The organism is Ferrimicrobium sp. (assembly GCA_022690815.1).
Taxonomy (GTDB): domain Bacteria; phylum Actinomycetota; class Acidimicrobiia; order Acidimicrobiales; family Acidimicrobiaceae; genus Ferrimicrobium.
Window position 1 is genome coordinate 124,433 of the sequence record JALCZJ010000001.1, and the last position, 18,844, is coordinate 143,276.

Below are 18,844 nucleotides of genomic sequence, written 5' to 3' on the forward strand. Positions count from 1 at the left end.
AGCGAGGAAGAGCAGGTATGAAGACCTTTGTAACTACCACGAGCACCGTCGAGCGTGACTGGTGGGTCGTCGATGCGCAGGGATTGCGCCTTGGACGACTTGCCACTGAGGTCGCGAGTCTCCTGAAGGGAAAGCACAAGCCATACTTCGCACCGTACCTGGATTGCGGTGATCACGTGGTAGTCGTCAATGCTGACAAGATCGCGCTCTCCGGTGCAAAGGCCGAGAAGAAGGTGTATTATCATCACTCGGGCTACCCCGGAGGTCTGCGAGAGTCCAAGTTTCTTGAGATGATGGAGAAGCATCCTGAGCGAGCCGTAGAGTTGGCCATCAAAGGTATGTTGCCAAAGAATCGGCTGGGCCGCCAGATGTATCGCAAGCTCAAGGTCTATGCTGGGCCGAATCACCCACACGCTGCTCAGCAGCCGATGGTGCTCGACCTGGGCAGCCGATTGATCACGCGCGAAGGAGCGAAATGACCTCACCGTTAACGCAAGCGACCGGACGACGTAAGACCGCAACGGCACGTGTTCGGCTGGTACCAGGCAGCGGCGCTGTGGTGGTCAATGGCAAGGAGCTGCGTGCCTATGTGCCGTCGGTCTCTCAGCGCGGGCATCTCACCGAACCACTCAAGGTCGTGGAGCTCGATGAGGTCTATGATGTGTACGCTACCGTCGATGGCGGCGGTACCGCCGGTCAAGCAGATGCCATTCGTCTGGGCCTTGCCAGGGCGATCATCGAGTTGCACCCAGAGCATCGAGCAGCCCTCAAGAAGGAGGGGATGCTGACACGAGATGCTCGGAAGAAGGAATCGAAGAAGTACGGTCTCAAGAAGGCGCGTAAGGCACCGCAGTATTCGAAGCGGTAGATGCTTCGGTTCGGGACCGATGGGATTCGCGGACGTGCGAATCAGGAATTGACCATGGAGGTCGGGTATTGGCTGGGGGTCGGTATCGCAACTGCGATACGGCCCCCAGCCTTTGCGATTGGGCGTGATACTCGTGAGTCTGGTTATTGGCTCAGCCAGGCGGTAGGGCTCGGTATCGCCTCGGTTGGTGTTCACCTGATCGATTGTGGTGTTCTACCGACCGGTGCACTTTCGTGGGTCGCTCGTTCCGAGCAGGTACCCACGGTCGTGATCTCGGCCTCGCATAACCCGTATTTCGATAACGGTATCAAGGTGTTTGACGCCGAAGGCGCGAAGGTGGCCCCGGCCATCGAGCATCAGATCGAGGAGCTGCTGGCCGGCTTTCTCGGTGGGGAGCGACCATCCTTTGGCTCGCTTGGCAGCGTCGATCATCGCTCCTTCGAGGATGCGTACCTGGATTGGATTTTCGAGGGCCTTGGCCCGGTTAGCCGTCGTTTGCGGGTGGTAGTCGATGGTGCGAACGGAGCTGCTTGGAGGCTTGGCCCTGCACTGATGCGACGCCTCGGTGCCGAGGTGGTGGGGGCGCTTGGAGATCATCCCGATGGGCGCAACATCAACGATGGTGTCGGAGCGACGCACCCGGAGGTGCTTGCGAGTGCTGTCGTCGAGGCTGGTGCCGACCTCGGGGTCGCCTTTGACGGTGATGCCGACCGGTTGATCGCGGTTAGCGAGTCAGGGGTGATTGTTGACGGGGACGAACTGTTGACCTTGTTCGCGCTCTATCTCCAGGGACGCGGAGGGCTCACCAACGATGCCTTGGCGGCGACCGTGATGAGCAATTTAGGACTCGAACGTGCCCTGGGGTCACATCTCATATCCGTCGTGAGAACGGATGTGGGTGATCGCCAGATTGCGACCGCGCTCAAGGAGGGCTCCCTCGCCCTCGGCGGGGAGCAGAGTGGGCACATCATCATCCGTCAGTTTGGACCGACAGGGGATGGTTTGGTCTCGGCGGGTGTGCTTTTGCACGCGCTCGATGGCTGGGGCGGATCCCTTGACCTCTTTCGGGCCAAAGAGGTCGTCCGGTTTCCTCAGGTGCACCGGCAGGTGCGCACCACCGCGAGGGACCATATCATGGCCGATCGGGACTTTCGGGAGCTGTACCAAGCACTCGAGGCCGACCTAGGGTCCGATGGTCGCATCGTTCTTCGGCCAAGCGGAACTGAACCGGTGTTTAGGATCCTTGTCGAGGCAGCCGATCTGGTAGTAGCCGAACGTCTTGCCGACCGCCTTGTCGGAGAGGTTGAGCTCGCAGCGCGTCGGTTGGGTGCCAACTAGAGGAGGCCAGTATGTGTGGAATCGTAGGAGCAGTTGGGTCGAATCTTGATCTGGTCTCGATTTTTGAGGGGTTGCGGCGATTAGAGTATCGCGGTTACGATTCCGCGGGTATTGCAATCATCCGTGACGGCGATCTCATCACGGAGAAGGCGTCGGTCGCTCGGGAGTCGATGGGCGTGCTAGCGAGCTGGCTTGCAGAGCAGCCTTTCACGACTGGTCAAGTCATGCTTGGGCATACGCGTTGGCCCACGCATGGTGCTCCATCATTGGTCAATGCCCATCCCCATCTCGATTGCCATCGAGAGATCGCGGTCGTCCACAACGGCATCATCGAGAACTTCCGGGAACTCCGAAGCAGGCTCCAGGGACGTGGACACACATTCCGCTCGGATACGGACTCAGAGGTTGTGGCTCACCTCATGGAGCAGGCACTCGCCGAAGGCCTCCTGCCAGCTGAGGCCCTCGAACGTGTTGTGGCGCAGTTGCAGGGGCATTTGGCTCTCGTCGTCGCCATCCGTTCGTATCCTCAGCTTCTGCTCGGTGCTCGTCGTACGTCTCCGTTGCTAGCAGCGAGCGCGGATGGTCAGTCATTCTTTGCATCGGACGCACCGGCATTTCTCTCGCTCGCTTCGAAGTTTTATGAGATACCAGAGGATGTCGTCGTGGTCCTTGGTGATGGTGTCGATGGCGACGGAGGTGTTTCATTGACCGATCTCGAGCCGCTGGCGCTCGAGTGGAGCCCACAAGATGCGGTGCTCGATGGTTTTGCAAGCTACTACGAGATGGAGCTACACCAATCGGGGGATGCCCTTTACGACACCGTTGCAGCGCTCATGGAGGCTGACAGTACTCCGGTGATCGACCAACTCTCGATCGATCCTCATGAGTTAGCCCGCGTTCGCAAGATCGTCGTCATTGGTTGTGGCACCAGCTATCACGCTGGACTGGTGGGTCGCTACTTCATTGAACATCTCTCCCGTCTTCCGGTCGAGGTCGATGTCGCCTCCGAGTATCGCTATCGGGATCCCATTCTCGACTCGGAGACTTTGGTGATCGGGATCAGCCAATCAGGCGAGTCGCTCGAGACCATCACCGCTTTGCGCGAGTGCCAACTCGGTGGTGCTCGAACGATCGCCATCACCAACGTGATTGGCAGCCAGCTGAGTCGGGTGGCTGATGCCGTCCTCTACACCCGGGCCGGACCGGAGATTTCGGTAGCCTCCACGAAGACGCATCTTGCCCAGATCGGAGCGCTTGGAATGCTGGCGATCTATCTTGGCGAGCTTAAGGGGGTACTCTACCCAGATGAGGCCAAGCACCGCCGTAAGGAGCTCGCCGAGATGGCTTCAAAGATCCGTATGACCATCGAGAGAGCATCGTTGTGGTATGACGCGGTGGCTGCCTACCTTGGTCGCGATCGGTTTTTCTTCATCGGACGGAATCTTCTCTATCCCGTGGCGATGGAGGGAGCCCTCAAGATGAAGGAGCTCAGTTACATCGCTGCCGAGGCCTACCCAGCTGGAGAGCTCAAACATGGCCCGATCGCGATGTTAGATGAACAGGCGGTCGTGGTTGCATTGCTCGGCAATGACCGTCTGCATGACAAGATGCTTTCGAATCTCGAAGAGGTGCGTGCTCGTGGTGCCACGTTGGTGGTCGTCGCCGATGATGACGATCATAGCGCCGACGAGCTTGCCGATGTTGTTCTTCGTGTCCCGGGCTCGGCGGCGCTATGGTCGCCGCTGCTTATGGTGCTGCCGCTCCAGGTCTTAGCCGGTCAGATGGCCAAAGCTCGGGGGCTCGATCTTGATAAGCCGCGCAACCTCGCCAAGACGGTGACGGTCGAATAGTCGGTCGTAGCCACTTTCGTGGCTTACTGGGGTAGGACCGAAGTGGTTAGCGCCCGATAGCCTCGCTCATGGCTGCCTCCAGGATCGAGACCGACCGCTCCAAGCTGTAATCTGCGCGGATGCCATCATGGTCGATCGAGAGATTCCTTGACGAGGGATCTCGTCGTGTGACGGTTTCGATTGCGTGGGCAAAGGCTGCTGTGTCGCTGGGTTCGACGATCATAGCGCCGTAGCGAGCAAGCTCGGCCAAGCCACCCTGAGCGCTGATGATCGTTGGAATACCGAGGGCCAGCGCCTCAAGAGGGACCAAGCCGAGCCCTTCCGGTCGCGTCGATGGTGCAAGGATCGCACTGGAGGCGAGCATGCGCGTTGCCAACGCTCTGCTCTTGGCAATGCGCGGTTCGAGGCTGCATCGAGTGCAGGCCCGTAGTTGGCTCAGTAGCTCCTGGTGCTCATCGGTTGGATGCGTCCATGGGGCGAAGTTCTCAAGAAATACGACCCTGACGCTGGGATCAGCGACGCGTTCAATGGCGGCGAGGGTCTCGAGGACCCCTTTCTTGGCCAACAATCGATTGGGGAAGAGGAGCGCGTTGTTGTTCGGGTGCCACCTTGGTGCACTCCCGAACGCCGGATCGATGAACGCCGGATCGATGAACGCCGGATCGATAAACGGTGGTAGGACCCTAGGCAGGGCTGGTAAGTGAAGTTCGGTCTTGGCGTGGCTAGCAAGGAAAGCCGATACCGCCAAGACGACCACGTGGTCGCCCATCGTTACTGGTGGGGCCACTGGCTGGCTGGCAGCGTCGCACCCTGGTAGCCCCCACGCCTCGGCAGTGTTGTGCAAGATCAGAACGACTGGCATATCCAATGCATTCGCCCACTCAGGTCGGTTGTTGATCACCGCGACATCGCAGCCACGCAGGAGCTTGGCCAGGTTGTCACCGGGTTTGGTGGTCACAGGACTGGTGTGGTCATATCGTGAAAAGCACATGCTCCGATGTCGCTCGTTGAGCGCCGTTGCCCAGCCGACCACGAGGCGTTCGAGGCCGCCAGCGCTTGCAGTTAAGGGCGCAAGCTCGGTGCCGACGAAGCCTATGCGCCAAGGTGGGGTCATGATCAAAGCGTAGATGCACCCAGTCGTTTGATCCGTCTGGTGAGGTGTCTATTTCATGGCTTATCGTTTTTTGCGATACACTCAGAGTAGTTATGATTACTCCTGAACAGCGACGGATCGATCCGAACTACCTGATCACCTTGGCGATCGTTGCGGAGACCCACAACCTTTCGGACGCCGCCAAGGAACTTGGGATCTCACAACCTGGTGTATCCCAGCAGCTCAAGCATCTCTCTGACGCGGTTGGGCAACGACTCCATGTGCGTTCGGGGCACGGTGTCGAACTCTCGGTAGCCGGAGAGGATCTTGCGCGACGCGCTCGAGAGGTCTACCGGACCTATCGCGGCGTCTTGGACTATGTCGATAGTGTGGCCAAGGGCAATGATGGTCTCCTGTTGATCGCTGCCTCGAATACCGTTTCGGCTTATATCCTCCCGAGGTGGTTGGTGCGGTATCGCACGAAATTCCCCGGGGTTGATCTTCGCACGCGCTCGCTCAACTCCTCAGAGGTGACCGAACTCGTGATCGCGGGAGAGTTTGAGGTGGGTGTCATCGAGTCACCATCAGAGTTGTTGCCCGACAACATGCTCGAGATCGTCGTTGGGGGCGATCACCTCGTCTACGTGGTGCGCCCTGAGCTACTGGGAGCCCTGCCGAATCAGATGCTTGGCTGGGGTGAGATAGCCAGAATTCCACTGATCCTGCGCGAGGCAGGCTCCGGTGTTCGACGCGCGACCGAGGAGGCGCTTGTTAGAAGCGGCCTCGCCCCCCGATTGGCGATTGAACTCGCCGGTGGAGAGGCTGTGAAGGAGGCGATTCTCCAGGGTGTCGGGGGTGGTTTTCTCTCCTCGCTTGCAGTGGTGCGTGAGGTGGCGGCTCATGACTTGGTCCGTGTTGAGATCCGTGAATTGCCTCCAATCTCTCGTCGTTTTCGGGTGATTTCACGGACAAGAGAGACCCTCTCGACGCCAGCAGCCCGGTTCGTTGAGATTGCCGAGGCCGTCGGGGCGCCAGAGGTCGAATGAGGATTCGGACTGGCATCGACGCCGTCGAGATTGGCCGCTTTCGTGTCGCTCTCGAACGGACCAAGACGATGACCGATCGCCTCTTCACCCCAGATGAGGTTGCCTCCGTCTCCGGGCGAGTTGAGAGTCTCGCCGCACGATTTTGTGTCAAAGAGGCGACCATGAAACTGCTTGGCGTCGGACTTGGGGCGGTACGCTTTCATGAGATTGAGACGGTGCGCCTCGTGACTGGTGAACCAACCTTGCACCTCACAGGAGCCGCTTTCGAACTCGCACAGCAATACGGATGCCGCGAGTTTGCACTCACGCTGACACATACCAAGACCCTCGCCATCGCTCAGGTAGTTGCCCTAAGCGAGAGGTAGGTATCGACCGCTAGGCTCTTGATCGTGCGGATGTTGGGAGGTCGTTGTCGTGGATCCGGTGGTCTCGGTCGAAGAAATCACGAAGTTTGATTCTCAACTGGCACAGCGTGGGTTGGTGAGTGCCGTCATCGACCGGGTCGGCTACCGACTGGCACAGATCGCTGTCCAAGAGTTAGGCGGGGCCTACGGGCGGCGGGTGATGGTAATCGTTGGCAACGGGAACAACGGCCGAGACGGTCGTGCCATGGCAGGGTATCTCCAACGAGCTGGTGTGCAGGTCACCATCTTGACACCGGCCGATGTCGACGATCTTGCCTTTACTCATAGTCCGGACTTAGTGGTCGATGCGATGCTCGGAACGGGCCTGTCGCGACCCTTTGACCCTCCGAAGCTCCCCGACGGTGTTCGGGTGTTGTCAGTCGATATCCCGTCCGGCATTGACGGTGATACCGGAGCGGTGTGTGGGGATGCGATTCGCGCTGACGTGACCGTGGTCGTCGGGGCATTGAAGTTCGGGCACCTGTTCGGGGCCGGGCGAGTCCATGCGGGAAAGCTGATCCGTATTTTGCCAGAGCTGCGGCCGGATAGCGTCATGACTCACCTCATTACCTCAAGAGATCTTGATGCCGTCATACCGCTTGTGAACCCCCAGGGCCATAAGTGGAGTGCCGGTGTGATGGTCGTTGGAGGTTCACCTGGTATGCGCGGTTCGGCAGCGTTTGGGTGTGGAGGCGCGATGGCGGTCGGCGCTGGTATCGTCCACCTGGTAACGCGCGCGGATCCTGCCGAGCCAATCGATCACCCACCAGAGGTTGTGGTCGAACGCCTCGAGTCCTACTTCGCCGAGCCGGTGGTAACGGCCTCGAGGAGATTTCGTTCGATGGTGGTAGGACCGGGTCTCGGTGGCTCGCTCCAGATTGGCAACTTTGTTCGCCGTCTTCTCGTCGACTCGGACGCTCCGGTTGTGCTTGATGCCGATGGGCTCACCTGTTTTCGGGATTCGAGCAATCTCGCGAGGACGCTGTCGCGGCGTCGTGCCTCGACGGTATTGACCCCACATCGGGGCGAGTTCGAACGTGTCTTTGGTGCGATCGAGGATTTACCGGTACAGGCCTGTCGCCGAGCAGCGCTTGAGACGGGTGCTGTCGTGCTTTTGAAAGGCTCGCCGACTATCGTCGCTGACCCGTTGGGAGGGTGTGCCCTCATAGCGGTTGGCTCGGCCAAACTCGCGAGCGCGGGTACGGGTGATGTGCTGACCGGTGTGATCGCTGGTCTACTGGCACAAGGGATGTCGGCCTATGAGGCAGCGTGGGCGGGAGCGTATCTCCACGGAGTCGCTGGTGCCAATGTCACCACCGGGAAGGTGCGTGCGAGCACGCTTGTCGACGCCATCGCACAGTACTACGGGGGCCTCAATCGTGTTGCACCGGTGGAGGAGCTGCTGCGGTGATCTCGTCACCGCATCGTCCAACCTACGTGGAAGTTGACCTGGGTGTCGTTAGAGCTAACGTCGAAGCGCTCGTGTTGTACGCACGACAATCGGCACCATTGTCGATACAGATCGGGGCGGTGGTCAAGGCTGACGCGTATGGACATGGTGCGAACGAGGTCGCGCCCGCAGCGTTACAGGCAGGGGCCGAGGTGTTCTTCGTCGCCACGTTAGACGAGGCACTTTCCCTTCGAGCGATACTCGCTGATCATCCGATTGTGATGCTGAGTGAGCCAGAACCCCAATTCCTTGTCGATGCGCTACGAGCCGGCATCACCCCCACGATTTCTACGGTTCCGACCCTCGCCACCCTGTGCGACACGATTGCTTCGATGTCTTGGTCCGATCGACGGAGCTTAAGGCCATCGTGTCATCTAGAAGTCGAGACCGGGCTGCACCGAATGGGCAGCGATCGTGGGACGCTTACGACGTTGGCAAAGATGGCGGCTGCCGGAGGTGTCGCAGTTCGGGGGGTCTACTCGCATTTTGCTCGAGCCGATGAGGGGGACCAAGGTAGCGAAAGCGTCGCGGGGCAGGTGTTGCGGTTGCGGGAGGCCTATGACGGGGTCGTCGAGTCGCTTGGCTATCGGCCCCCTTTGCACATTGCCAACACCGCCGGCCTTGTTCATTACCCACATACGGCATTTGACCTGGTACGTCTCGGAATTGGGATGTATGGTTATGGCGAGCCATCGCTTTCGCTCAAACCCGCACTCCGCCTCGTGAGCCGGGTGGTACGCCTGCATGAGCTGGAGGAAAGCAGTGGGGTCTCATATGGCCATCGCCGAGTATTTCCCGCAGGGACCCAGATCGCGACGATTCCAATCGGCTATGCCGATGGTGTGCGCCGCAGCCTCTTTGAGGTCGGAGGACAGGTGCTGATCAGAGGGCGACGCCACGTGTTGGCGGGCACCGTTGCCATGGATTACGTGATGGTGGTGGTCGATGATCCAGAGGTGGTCGTCGGCGATGAGGTGGTGTTGATCGGGGCCCAAGGAGACGAGTTGCTCGGTGCCGATGAAGTGGCCGCTCGGCTCTCGACCATCAGCTACGAGATCTTGACCAGCATCAGTGATCGTGTTCCGCGGAGATATCGTGGCTGACGCGATCAAGGCGATGCAACGCTTGGTGCATGAGGCCTCTGACTGCCAGTCGTGTCCGTTGGCCAATACGAGAACCCACGTGGTAGTCGGCGAGGGCGCGGTCCCCAGTGATCTGATGATCATCGGAGAGGGCCCTGGAGCCCGTGAGGACGAGCTTGGACGCCCCTTTGTAGGGCGCTCGGGTGTGCTCTTGGATCGTCTGATTTACGAGGAGTTGGGACGCACGAGAGCCGAGACCTATATTGCTAACGTGGTCAAGTGTCGCCCCCCGAACAACCGTGACCCATTGCCCGAAGAGATGGATGCTTGTGCGCCATGGCTCGACCGACAGCTGAGGCTGGTGGCTCCAAGGGTGATCGTCTTGCTCGGTCGGATCGCGGTCGGTCGGATCCTTGGTACCAAGGCTTCACTTTCATCGTTGCGGGGTCAACGCTTTTCCATGGACTCGTCGATGCAACGGCCAGAAGATGGATCGACGATCGTCATTCCGACCTATCACCCGGCCTATGCCTTGCGTGGTGGCTCGGCCCGATTGACCGAGATGCGAGTTGACTTCGCCCGAGCACGGTTAATCTTGATGGGGGGTGATGGTGCCAACGCTTGAGGTTGCGACGGCGCAAGCCATGGCTGACCTGGGTCAGCGGCTCGGATCGATCCTAGGTCCAGGCGACCTGGTGTGTCTGATCGGGGAGCTTGGTGCTGGCAAGACGACCTTGACGCAGGGGATTGCGGCGGGACTCGGCATCGAACGGCCAGTAACCTCTCCCACTTTTGTCACCATCAAACCATACGCGCGCCCTGGTGGAGACCTCTACCACGTCGATCTCTATCGGGTTAATGATCCACTGTACCTGGATGAACAGGGAGTCCTTCAAGAACTCGACCGAGGCGCTCTTGCGATCGTCGAATGGGCTGAGCGCGCTGACGGGCTCGAGGACTACGACCCGTTGACGATCTTGATCGAAGTCGCTGCTCTTGGGCGTGTTGTTCAGATCTCAGGTTCACTGACATGGCAGGAGCGTCTCGAGTGGTTGCGGTAAATGATGAGCTGATTGTGCTGGTGGACTGCACCGTGCGCCCAGCAAGGGTGCTGGCGCGCCAGCGAGGCGTCGACACCCACATTTGGCTCGGAGATCGACCGCTTGGGGACCTGGCGATCGCTGTTGCCGAGATCACAGGTGGCGAGCCGATCGATCTCCTCGCACTGGTGACCGGTCCGGGACCGCTGCTCGCGCTGCGCAGTTGTGCCGCCTTTGTTCGTCTCCTCGCCTGGTCTCGATCGATTCCCGTGGTGAGTTTTCGATCGCTCGATCCTATGGCGGTCAGACTTGCCGACCTCCTTGCACCGCATCAGCGTGGCCTGTTGCTGGAGCCGCTCGGTCGTACCAAGGCCATCCAGGCCGAGGTGCGCCTAGATCTGAGCGCACCTATGGATCCCTCGAGTACCTCGGTGATCAAGAATGTGAGTGTCATCGCAATCGCCGATCTGGTTGTTGGGCCTGAGGACCTCGTTGGTGGTCAGCTGCGAGCGGAGGCTGGCCTCCGCGGCGCCTGTGTCGTCGACATCGGGGTCGCCTCCGATGTCGAACTGCTCGACTATGCGTTAGCGCGCTGGCGTCGTGGTGCCCTGACTCCGCTTGGTGAGCTGCGTGCCTGGTATGTGAAGGAGTCGGGCGTCCGCCGAGGTTTTGATGTACGTCTCGCTGATGGCTCCATTGGCCGGGTGGGAAGGACTGGGCATTGATCTGTATCGAGACGATGGCTGACACCCATCTCGACGAGGTCCTACGTATTGAGCAAGAGATTTCGGGCATTCCCTGGAGCCGCAAGCTCTTCGAGGGAGAGATCACCCGTGGCAAGGATCGGCGTTATCGGGTCGCCACTGAGGATGATGTGGTGATCGGGTACCTTGGCATGCTCTATGTGGTAGATGAGGCTCACATCGCGACGGTTGGCGTTGCGCCTACCCGTTGGGGTCACCAGATTGCGACTCGACTCCTCTTAGACGCCCTCGACGCCGCGCACAAGAACGGTACCAAAGACTGCACCCTTGAAGTCCGTGCTCACAACGAGCGAGCCAAACGGCTCTACCAGCGCTTTGGCTTTGCACCGGTCGCCGTTCGACGAGGTTACTATCACGACAACCAAGAGGATGCGATCATCATGTGGCTCTATGATTTAGATTCCTCAGCCGAGCTGGCCCGTCGACGAGACATTGCGGCCACAATCGATGACGAGGGACAAGCACATGGTGCGTGATAACTCCTCGCTCGATCACGCCGACGACGCCCGAGGTCAGGGGCACGAGCCGCCAACCTTAGCGTTGGCGAATGCCGGTGTGATCCTGGGGATCGAAACCTCGTGTGACGATACGGCAGTCGCCGTGTTGGCCGGCACCGAGGTGCTTGCATCGGTGATCCACTCTCAGGTTGCAATCCACGCCTCCTTTGGTGGTGTCGTTCCAGAGTTAGCCGCACGCGCTCACGATCAGGCGATCTTGACGACCATTACTCGGGCGTTGTCTGAGGCACAACTGAGCCTTGGCGACCTCGATGCGATCGCGGTCACCAATGGACCTGGGCTGCCTGGTGCGCTGATGGTGGGGGTCGGTAGTGCGCAAGGCCTGGCGCTCGGGCAGGGTCTTCCTCTCTATCCCGTTGATCACATGGAGGGTCATCTCTTTGCTGCAGCCTTGGAGGCTCCGGTGATGCTTCCGGCACTGGTGCTGCTCGTCTCTGGAGGGCACACCGAGATGATCGCGGTGGATGCACCCGGACGGTATCGGCTCATCGGCCGGACCAAGGACGATGCCGCCGGCGAGGCGTTTGACAAGGTGGCCCGACTGCTTGATCTGGGCTATCCAGGGGGTCCAGCCATCGAGCAAGCCGTTGGCAAGATGGTGCCCCAAGAGCTCAGCTTCCCTCGCGGTCTACGGGATGAGGGGTTGGACTTTTCTTTTTCGGGGCTAAAGACAGCGGTCATGTCATTCGTACGCACCCATCCAGAGGTGGATATCCTTGAGATCGCAAGTGCCTTCCAGCTGGCAGCGGTTGACGCGCTCATGATCAAGGTCGAACGTGCGCTTGGCGAGGCGCCCTATGCCTCGCTGGTGATCGGTGGGGGAGTCGCGGCGAATGAACTCTTGCGTACTCGTATCCGCACACTGGCCGAGAGCTACGGCGTTGTGCACGCGATACCGGCCAAGCGCTACTGCACCGATAACGGGGCGATGATCGCGGCCGCCGCTGCGTTCCATCGATCGCAGGGCGATCCTGGTGTAATGGCGGTGGACGCCGATCCTCAGCGGACGCTGATTACTCCTGCTTGAACCTCTCGCTTGGAGCTGGGCAAAAAACTGCCTTGTGTGCCATGGCTTATCGTCGGTCTCTCTCATCGGTTGGGACAGGCTGGTTTGAACTGAACTCGCTCGCAAACACTAGCTGGCCAGGGTGGTCGAGTTACTTGGGAGGTGTGTGGACCTGATCTGGTGCGTTCGGAGAGAAAACCGGGCCGTGTGGATGGGAATTAGCACTCGAGGTGCTAGAGTGCTAGTTGGCCAATTAGTGGCATGTTAGCTCGAACAAGGAGGCAAAACAGCATGAATCTCCATCCCCTAGAGGATCGGATCGTGGTCCGTCCAGCAGAGTCCGAAGAGAGGACAGCATCTGGCCTGGTGATTCCTGACACCGCCAAAGAGAAGCCACAGCAGGGTCAGGTCCTCGCTGTTGGCCCAGGCAAGCGGGCAGAGTCCACTGGTGAGATTATCGCGCTTGATATCAAGGTAGGCGACACCGTTGTCTACTCGAAGTACGGAGGAACCGAGATCACGGTCGATGGTGAGGATCTCCTCATCCTCAATGGTCGTGACGTACTCGCAAAGGTGGTGAAGTAATGCCGAAGATGTTGCAGTTTGACGAGAGCGCTCGCCGCTCACTGGAGGCCGGTGTCAACAAGTTGGCTGACGCCGTCAAGGTAACGCTTGGGCCAAAGGGGCGCAATGTCGTGCTCGCCAAGTCCTTTGGTGCCCCTACCATCACCAACGATGGAGTTTCGATCGCACGCGAGATCGAGCTCGAGGACCCCTATGAAAATATGGGTGCCCAGCTTGTCAAAGAAGTAGCAACCAAGACCAACGATGTCGCCGGTGACGGAACGACGACGGCCACCGTGTTGGCCCAAGCGATGATCCGCGAGGGACTGCGTAACGTGGCCGCCGGGGCCAACCCGATGGCGCTCAAGCGTGGTATCGAACAGGGCGTTAGTGCGGCTGTTGCGGCCATCTCTGCTCAGGCCAAGCCCATCGAGGGCCAGAGTGACTTCACTCAAGTAGCAGCCATCTCCGCAGCCGATCAGGCGGTCGGCGAGGTCTTGGCCGAGGCGATTAGTCGGGTCGGCAAGGATGGAACGGTGACGGTTGAGGAGTCCAACACCTTCGGTCTCGAGCTCGAGTTCACCGAGGGTATGCAGTTTGACAAGGGCTACCTTTCCCCATACTTTGTCACCAATCCAGATCGTCAAGAGGCGATCCTTGAGAACCCCTACATCGTCTACTACTCCTCAAAGATCTCGTCGATCCAGCAGCTCTTGCCGCTGCTCGAGAAGGTGATGCAAAGTGGCCGTCAGCTGCTGATCATTGCAGAAGATCTCGAGGGTGAGGCACTGGCCACGTTGGTCGTCAACAAGATCCGTGGTACCTTTACCTCCGTTGCCGTGAAGGCTCCTGGTTTTGGTGAGCGCCGCAAGGCGATGCTCCAAGACATGGCAGTGCTCACCGGCGGTCAAGTCATCGCTGAAGAGGTTGGCCTCAAGCTCGAAAATGCGACGCTGGATCTTCTTGGTGAAGCCCGTCGTGTTGAGGTGACCAAGGATGCCACCAAGATCATTGGCGGCTCCGGTGACAAGGCTGAAGTTGAAGGTCGAATCGCCCAGATTCGGCGTGAGATCGACGATACCGATTCCGACTGGGATCGGGAGAAGTTGCAGGAGCGCCTCGCCAAGTTGGCTGGTGGCGTCGCCGTCGTCAAGGTCGGTGCTGCAACCGAGGTCGAACTCAAGGAGAAGAAGCACCGCATAGAGGATGCTTTGTCAGCAACTCGTGCTGCGATCGAAGAAGGCATTGTTGCTGGTGGTGGCACTGCGCTCCTACGTGCGCGCGCCTCGGTCGTCGAGGTGGCAAACAAGTTGGAGGGTGATGAGGCCACGGGTGCTCGGCTGATTGCCAAGGCACTTGAGGAGCCACTGAAGTGGATCGCGTTTAACGCTGGCCTTGAGGGCCCTGTCGCCGTCCAGACGGTGGAGCGCGAGACCGGTAATGTCGGACTCAATGCCCGGACCGGGGTCTACGAGGATCTGGTCAAGGCTGGAGTGATCGATCCTGCGAAGGTCACGCGTTCTGCCCTGCAGAATGCAGCCTCCATCGCCGCGTTGTTGTTGACAACTGAGGCCCTTGTCGCTGATAAGCCCGAGCCTAAGGATGCCGGCGCAGCTGCAGCGGCCGCCGCTGGCATGGGTGGCATGGGCGGCATGGGCGGGATGATGTAGCCATCATTTCTGTTGTCCTTCTTCGGTGAAGTAAGGTGCTACGCTGGCGGGTGTGTTATCACACCCGCCAGCGTTCGTTGTGTGGTGGTAACGATCCATGATTGCTGGACCCCCGTCACTTGGGGCCCGATGACCAGAAAGCTGGTCCGTCAATGACACAGGAGCTTCGAGACCTGGGGAGCTATCTCCAACGGCTGCCCATGGTTGCGCGTCGCGTACCGGTTGCCTTTGATCGGGAGCGGGTTACAATCGGATCCCACCATGAAGTCATTCGAACACTTGGCGACCGATTGGCGCCGCTTTCGGGCCACATCGCGAGGAACCCGGCCGCGGTGTTGCTGTTGCTCTACCCCGATATGCATGGGGCACCCACGGTGCTCATGACTCGGCGCGCCCCCTCATTGCGCCACCATCCCCACGAGGTATCCTTCCCAGGCGGTGCGGTGGAGGCAGGAGAGACGCTTGCCGAGGCCGCGCTTCGTGAGACCTATGAGGAGGTGGGGATCGACTCTTCGGACGTCAAGTTGCTGGGGCTACTAGGGTCGGGCGCGGTGCGGGGGAGTGGACGCAGTTTTTCCGGTGTCGTAGGTCACGTGGACGCCCGACCGGATTTGCACCTCAATGAGGACGAGGTTGAGGCCGTTGTCGAGCTTCCCTTAGCCATTGTGGGGTCCAAGGATTACTTCAGTGAACTGTGGTATAGCGATGGCACCGGGTGGGGGCTCTTTCACTTCTTTGTGCGTAGCCCCGACCTCGTTTGGGGTGCCTCGGCACGTCTGTTGGTTGACCTATTGGCCGTCTTGGAGTGAGTCTGATGAGGCCCAAGCAGCTGGCGTTGGTCCTTTCAGGGACTGTCTCATTTGCGCGCCTTCTTGTCGATGACGGGCCCTGCTATGAGGCAGGGTTTCGAGGCTCCACGTAGAGCGTCTGGAGGAGATAACCATAGGCGTGATCTCGGTCAAAGAGCGTGCCACGCGTCACCCCAACCCCCTCGCGGTCAATCGTGGTCCTGGCGGAGAGGCCGATCTCGGTCGTTGTCGGTCTGGATCGAAAGACGACCTCGATCACCGTTGGGATGAACACGAAGTCTGCGAAGTCCAGTTCAGAGCTGATGCCATTGGCCGAGTCGGCGACTAACAACGCTGCCTCGACCGGCGTGAGTGGGGTCTTGTTGAGCAGGTTGAGCCCTGGATGTGCCCAGACGGTGGCCGGCCCAGGTTTGGCAAAGTGGCCTTCGAGGAAGGACCAGTTGATGGATGCGCCATAGGGGAACGAGGCCATAGCATCGTCGGGGTGACCGGACTCGTAATCTGGGATGGCGAGTGGTCCCTCGACGTGGGGGTTGCGGTCTGGTTCAACCGCAAGACGCCAGCCTCTAGCGGCGATGACGGCTCGGTGATCGTCAGTGCGTCCAACCGTCTCGATGAGCTGAATACGTCGGCCATTGCGAAGTGTCGTGGTGGTAAACGTCAGCGGGGCGAGTGGCACTTCGCCGTAGAAGTCGATGTGCACCTGGGCAAGTCGTCGGTGCCTATCTGGCTGATGCCCCTCGATCTCGTGGATGGCCAGCGCCGACGGTGGGCCACCATGGCAAGCTTCGGGACTCCATGGTCCTTGGCTGGGTCGTAGTGGCCGAAAGCGGTGCTCGTCAAGCTGGTAAAAGTAGCTCTCAGCGCTTGTTTGCTCGACCCCGGCATGTCCTGAGGTGCCGGCGTGCCCAGGTGCTCCATCATGATCTGGTGGCATCAAGGTCTCCTCTGCTTGCGTAGCTGATCAGTCTAGCTGCGGCAGGCTACGTCGATGGTGATCTCAGTCACCGGACGCGAGTCCGTTTGTTCTCAATGGACTCATGGTGTCGGACGCTATCAGCTGGGTGGGTCTACTGGACGATGTGGATGCCGAGGTAGGCGAGGGTCGTCGCCGCGAAGATTGTCCCGATCATATTCGCCGCCCCCCAGGTGATGGAGCCCTCCGAGACGAGGGCGAGTGATTCGAAGGTGAGGGTGGAAAAGGTGGTGTAGGCGCCGATGAAACCGTCACCGATGGCAACGACAGCAGCCGTTGGCAAGACGTTACGCGTCGCCAACCCGACGACGATGCCAAGGGCCAGCGCGCCACTGAGGTTGATGGCCAGGGTGCCAACCGGGAAGTCAACGTTGAGCCGACGCATGATCCCTCGATCAAGCACGTACCGGGTGATGGCGCCGAGTGCGCCAAAAATTGCGACGAGTAGCCAGTCCATTTCTCTAGCTGAGAGTTCCCATCGTCGCCGGGATCCGGAGGGTGTTGCCCTTAACGCCTGCATCGACGAGCGAAGCGACAAAGGCATCGAGCTTGGCAGGGGTGTCGACGACGGTGACTGCCACGCCCTCGTCGTCGGTCATGGAGAGGAGCGTTTCACGGTGCAGATGGTGATGGATCCCGAAGCCTTCGATTGCCCGAAAGGCTGAGGCACCAGCGAGATTGGCCGTCAACGCCTCACGGATGATGTAGTCGACGGCTGGGTGATGATGAATGCGGTCAGACTCGTTTACAAAGATCACCAAAATTTCGTTCTCCATTGCGCGCTTTCTCCCGTTCTCCCGTTTCCCGGTGGCTAGTTGGCCGGGGATTGGCGCATGCGATACCAGGTGCGACTCAAGAATCGACCAGCAAATGCAGCCGCTACGCCTGCCCCAATGGTAGCACTTGCGTACCAAAGTGCGGAGTCAAAACCTCGCTGGACGATCGCCTGAGCGAGCGACACCGCCAGCGTTGACAGGGTCGTGAGGCCGCCACAGAAGCCGGTCGCGATGAGGAGGCGCAGTGTCGGCCCAGATCGAGGTGTGATGATCGGCAAGAGGGTGAGGGTGATGCCAATGATGAAAGTACCGACGATGTTGGCCACAAAGATTCCCATGGGAAAGCCGACGGTGCTGCCGAGGTGCAGCTCCAGCCAGTAGCGCAGGAGCGCCCCGAGGGCGCCGCCGATTGCGATAGGCGGGAATCGAATGAGGAGTGACCTCATGAGGCGCCACTCGCCGTGCCCCCAGAATGACCGCTCACGGGATCATTGGTGTAGTGCTCGATGGTCAGCTGCGTTATCAGCGAGCGGAGTTTGACGAGTTCGCTCGTGCGGGTGGCTGAGGGAAGGTTTGCGTTCGCAACGAGCAGCTCCACAATGCGCACCGCAGCTGCTTCCCGCCGAGGGTGAGCAGGATCGATGGTGACAACGGCGAGTTCGTTAGTCACGAGTGGGTACACGCTACTCGTGGGCAGGCTCGACTGACCACTGGAGCCTTCGATAGCCAGCGGACTGGATGGGGGGCTCAGGGTGAAGCTGACGCAGCCTGGGGTTGTGGTGCAATGAGGGGTCGTCGTTGCGCCAAAGTTGGAAGGCGGCACCGAGAGCTCATGATCGATGATGGCAGCGCGCTGACCTGATGCTGGTAGCGGGTTCACTGTGATAGGGAGATTGGGAAAGGTGATGTGCGGGTTGGCCATCGCGATCAGCGTGTTGTCCCAGTTGGTGATGGAGCCCTCGAGAATGCCGATGAGTATGGCACTGGTGAGCGTCACCGGCGCAAGTTTGCCTAGGTCGGCAGCGACATAGAGGGTGCTTGTGCCAATGGGTATGCGCTCGACGCCGCCGAGCTGTGCAAGCAGTGTTTGACCGGGGTTGACCGAGAAGAGTCGAAGGTTGACCTGATCGGTGAGGCTCGCCGGATCCATCCCAATGGGGGTTTGGGGGACGATCGTGATCCGTAGGTGGGGATACGTTTGCGTGAGGCTAGCAATGTCATTGCGAACAGTGGATTCCAACGGTGCTGAGACCAAGGCTTTGATGGCAACGCCATTGAGTGACACTGGATGCAGCGATGAGGTGGTTTGGTCTTTCGTCGCTGGCGGGCTCGTGGTGCTAGTGGTGGCGCCACAGGCCGCCAGCAAGATGGTTGTCGCCATCACGAGCGGCCCCAGAACAAATCGTCTGCGATGGGTCGGCACGTGGATCCTCCATAGATGCTGGGGCTACTAGACTTAGTGATTCTAACCTTTGAGCTTCGGGTGCGAGTCCGGGTGATGAGTGTGCTGATCGGGTCGCTGGTGACTGTTGTGTCGAAGTGTTGGCATGGCAGTCGCCTATGGTTGCTTGTTATCTCTTGTCCGTTCAA

At 59.8% G+C, this 18,844-nt stretch carries 22 protein-coding genes; 16 read left to right on the top strand and 6 right to left on the bottom strand.

The window, feature by feature from the left end; all coding sequences use genetic code 11:
* The first annotated feature begins 17 nt into the window (after positions 1–17).
* From rplM to glmS, 4 genes are read left to right on the top strand one after another with little or no spacing between them, the layout of a single operon-like run.
* The gene (rplM, locus tag MP439_00595; protein ID MCI2974568.1) at positions 18–479 is read left to right on the top strand and encodes a 50S ribosomal protein L13; all 462 of its coding nucleotides are present in this window, start codon (positions 18–20) and stop codon (positions 477–479) included.
* Complete coding sequence (rpsI, locus tag MP439_00600) at positions 476–868, top strand: 30S ribosomal protein S9 (protein MCI2974569.1); 393 nt, start codon at positions 476–478, stop codon at positions 866–868. The genes rplM and rpsI overlap by 4 nt, the downstream gene beginning before the upstream one ends.
* A complete protein-coding gene (locus MP439_00605) occupies positions 869–2,206 on the top strand; it encodes a phosphoglucosamine mutase (GenBank protein MCI2974570.1) in 1,338 nt (445 codons plus the stop codon).
* A gap of 11 nt (positions 2,207–2,217) precedes the next feature.
* On the top strand, positions 2,218–4,056 hold the full coding sequence (gene glmS, locus MP439_00610) for a glutamine--fructose-6-phosphate transaminase (isomerizing) (protein ID MCI2974571.1): 1,839 nt from the start codon (positions 2,218–2,220) through the stop codon (positions 4,054–4,056).
* A 46-nt stretch (positions 4,057–4,102) separates the two neighbouring features.
* Here glmS and MP439_00615 read toward each other — a convergent pair whose 3' ends face one another.
* The gene (locus MP439_00615; GenBank protein ID MCI2974572.1) at positions 4,103–5,170 is read right to left on the bottom strand and encodes a glycosyltransferase family 4 protein; all 1,068 of its coding nucleotides are present in this window, start codon (positions 5,168–5,170) and stop codon (positions 4,103–4,105) included.
* A 92-nt stretch (positions 5,171–5,262) separates the two neighbouring features.
* Here MP439_00615 and MP439_00620 point away from each other — a divergent pair, with 92 nt between their 5' ends.
* The 12 genes from MP439_00620 to MP439_00675 all read left to right on the top strand — a co-directional run bounded on the left by MP439_00620 (position 5,263) and on the right by MP439_00675 (position 15,502).
* Positions 5,263–6,195 carry a LysR family transcriptional regulator gene (locus MP439_00620; protein ID MCI2974573.1) on the top strand — a complete coding sequence of 311 codons (933 nt, stop codon included), beginning with the start codon at positions 5,263–5,265 and terminating at the stop codon, positions 6,193–6,195.
* Positions 6,192–6,560 (top strand): holo-ACP synthase, encoded by a 369-nt coding sequence (acpS, locus tag MP439_00625; protein MCI2974574.1) that lies wholly within the window; start codon positions 6,192–6,194, stop codon positions 6,558–6,560. Before MP439_00620 ends, acpS begins: the two co-directional genes overlap by 4 nt.
* A gap of 49 nt (positions 6,561–6,609) precedes the next feature.
* On the top strand, positions 6,610–8,010 hold the full coding sequence (locus MP439_00630; GenBank protein ID MCI2974575.1) for an NAD(P)H-hydrate dehydratase: 1,401 nt from the start codon (positions 6,610–6,612) through the stop codon (positions 8,008–8,010).
* Complete coding sequence (alr, locus tag MP439_00635; GenBank protein ID MCI2974576.1) at positions 8,007–9,152, top strand: alanine racemase; 1,146 nt, start codon at positions 8,007–8,009, stop codon at positions 9,150–9,152. Before MP439_00630 ends, alr begins: the two co-directional genes overlap by 4 nt.
* Positions 9,145–9,756 carry a uracil-DNA glycosylase gene (locus MP439_00640; protein ID MCI2974577.1) on the top strand — a complete coding sequence of 204 codons (612 nt, stop codon included), beginning with the start codon at positions 9,145–9,147 and terminating at the stop codon, positions 9,754–9,756. The genes alr and MP439_00640 overlap by 8 nt, the downstream gene beginning before the upstream one ends.
* Positions 9,743–10,192, top strand: coding sequence for a tRNA (adenosine(37)-N6)-threonylcarbamoyltransferase complex ATPase subunit type 1 TsaE (tsaE, locus tag MP439_00645; GenBank protein MCI2974578.1), 450 nt, complete (start codon positions 9,743–9,745; stop codon positions 10,190–10,192). Before MP439_00640 ends, tsaE begins: the two co-directional genes overlap by 14 nt.
* Complete coding sequence (locus tag MP439_00650) at positions 10,162–10,896, top strand: hypothetical protein (protein MCI2974579.1); 735 nt, start codon at positions 10,162–10,164, stop codon at positions 10,894–10,896. Before tsaE ends, MP439_00650 begins: the two co-directional genes overlap by 31 nt.
* Positions 10,893–11,411: a ribosomal protein S18-alanine N-acetyltransferase gene (gene rimI / locus MP439_00655; GenBank protein ID MCI2974580.1), complete on the top strand. Its 519-nt coding sequence runs from the start codon at positions 10,893–10,895 to the stop codon at positions 11,409–11,411. Before MP439_00650 ends, rimI begins: the two co-directional genes overlap by 4 nt.
* A complete protein-coding gene (tsaD, locus tag MP439_00660) occupies positions 11,401–12,480 on the top strand; it encodes a tRNA (adenosine(37)-N6)-threonylcarbamoyltransferase complex transferase subunit TsaD (GenBank protein ID MCI2974581.1) in 1,080 nt (359 codons plus the stop codon). The genes rimI and tsaD overlap by 11 nt, the downstream gene beginning before the upstream one ends.
* 270 nt (positions 12,481–12,750) lie before the next feature.
* Complete coding sequence (gene groES, locus MP439_00665; protein ID MCI2974582.1) at positions 12,751–13,044, top strand: co-chaperone GroES; 294 nt, start codon at positions 12,751–12,753, stop codon at positions 13,042–13,044.
* Positions 13,044–14,693 carry a chaperonin GroEL gene (gene groL, locus MP439_00670; GenBank protein ID MCI2974583.1) on the top strand — a complete coding sequence of 550 codons (1,650 nt, stop codon included), beginning with the start codon at positions 13,044–13,046 and terminating at the stop codon, positions 14,691–14,693. Before groES ends, groL begins: the two co-directional genes overlap by 1 nt.
* A 152-nt stretch (positions 14,694–14,845) precedes the next feature.
* A complete protein-coding gene (locus MP439_00675; GenBank protein ID MCI2974584.1) occupies positions 14,846–15,502 on the top strand; it encodes a CoA pyrophosphatase in 657 nt (218 codons plus the stop codon).
* Positions 15,503–15,584: 82 nt separating this feature from the next.
* On the opposite strand, the gene MP439_00680 is transcribed toward MP439_00675, so the two are convergent.
* From MP439_00680 to MP439_00700, 5 genes are all read right to left on the bottom strand, one after another.
* Positions 15,585–16,439, bottom strand: coding sequence for a thioesterase family protein (locus MP439_00680; GenBank protein ID MCI2974585.1), 855 nt, complete (start codon positions 16,437–16,439; stop codon positions 15,585–15,587).
* A 133-nt stretch (positions 16,440–16,572) separates the two neighbouring features.
* Positions 16,573–16,935 (bottom strand): CrcB family protein, encoded by a 363-nt coding sequence (locus tag MP439_00685; GenBank protein ID MCI2974586.1) that lies wholly within the window; start codon positions 16,933–16,935, stop codon positions 16,573–16,575.
* A 4-nt stretch (positions 16,936–16,939) separates the two neighbouring features.
* Complete coding sequence (locus MP439_00690) at positions 16,940–17,254, bottom strand: DUF190 domain-containing protein (GenBank protein MCI2974587.1); 315 nt, start codon at positions 17,252–17,254, stop codon at positions 16,940–16,942.
* Between the two features lie 35 nt (positions 17,255–17,289).
* Positions 17,290–17,700, bottom strand: coding sequence for a CrcB family protein (locus MP439_00695; GenBank protein ID MCI2974588.1), 411 nt, complete (start codon positions 17,698–17,700; stop codon positions 17,290–17,292).
* Positions 17,697–18,677, bottom strand: coding sequence for a hypothetical protein (locus MP439_00700; GenBank protein ID MCI2974589.1), 981 nt, complete (start codon positions 18,675–18,677; stop codon positions 17,697–17,699). Before MP439_00700 ends, MP439_00695 begins: the two co-directional genes overlap by 4 nt.
* Positions 18,678–18,844: the final 167 nt, after the last annotated feature.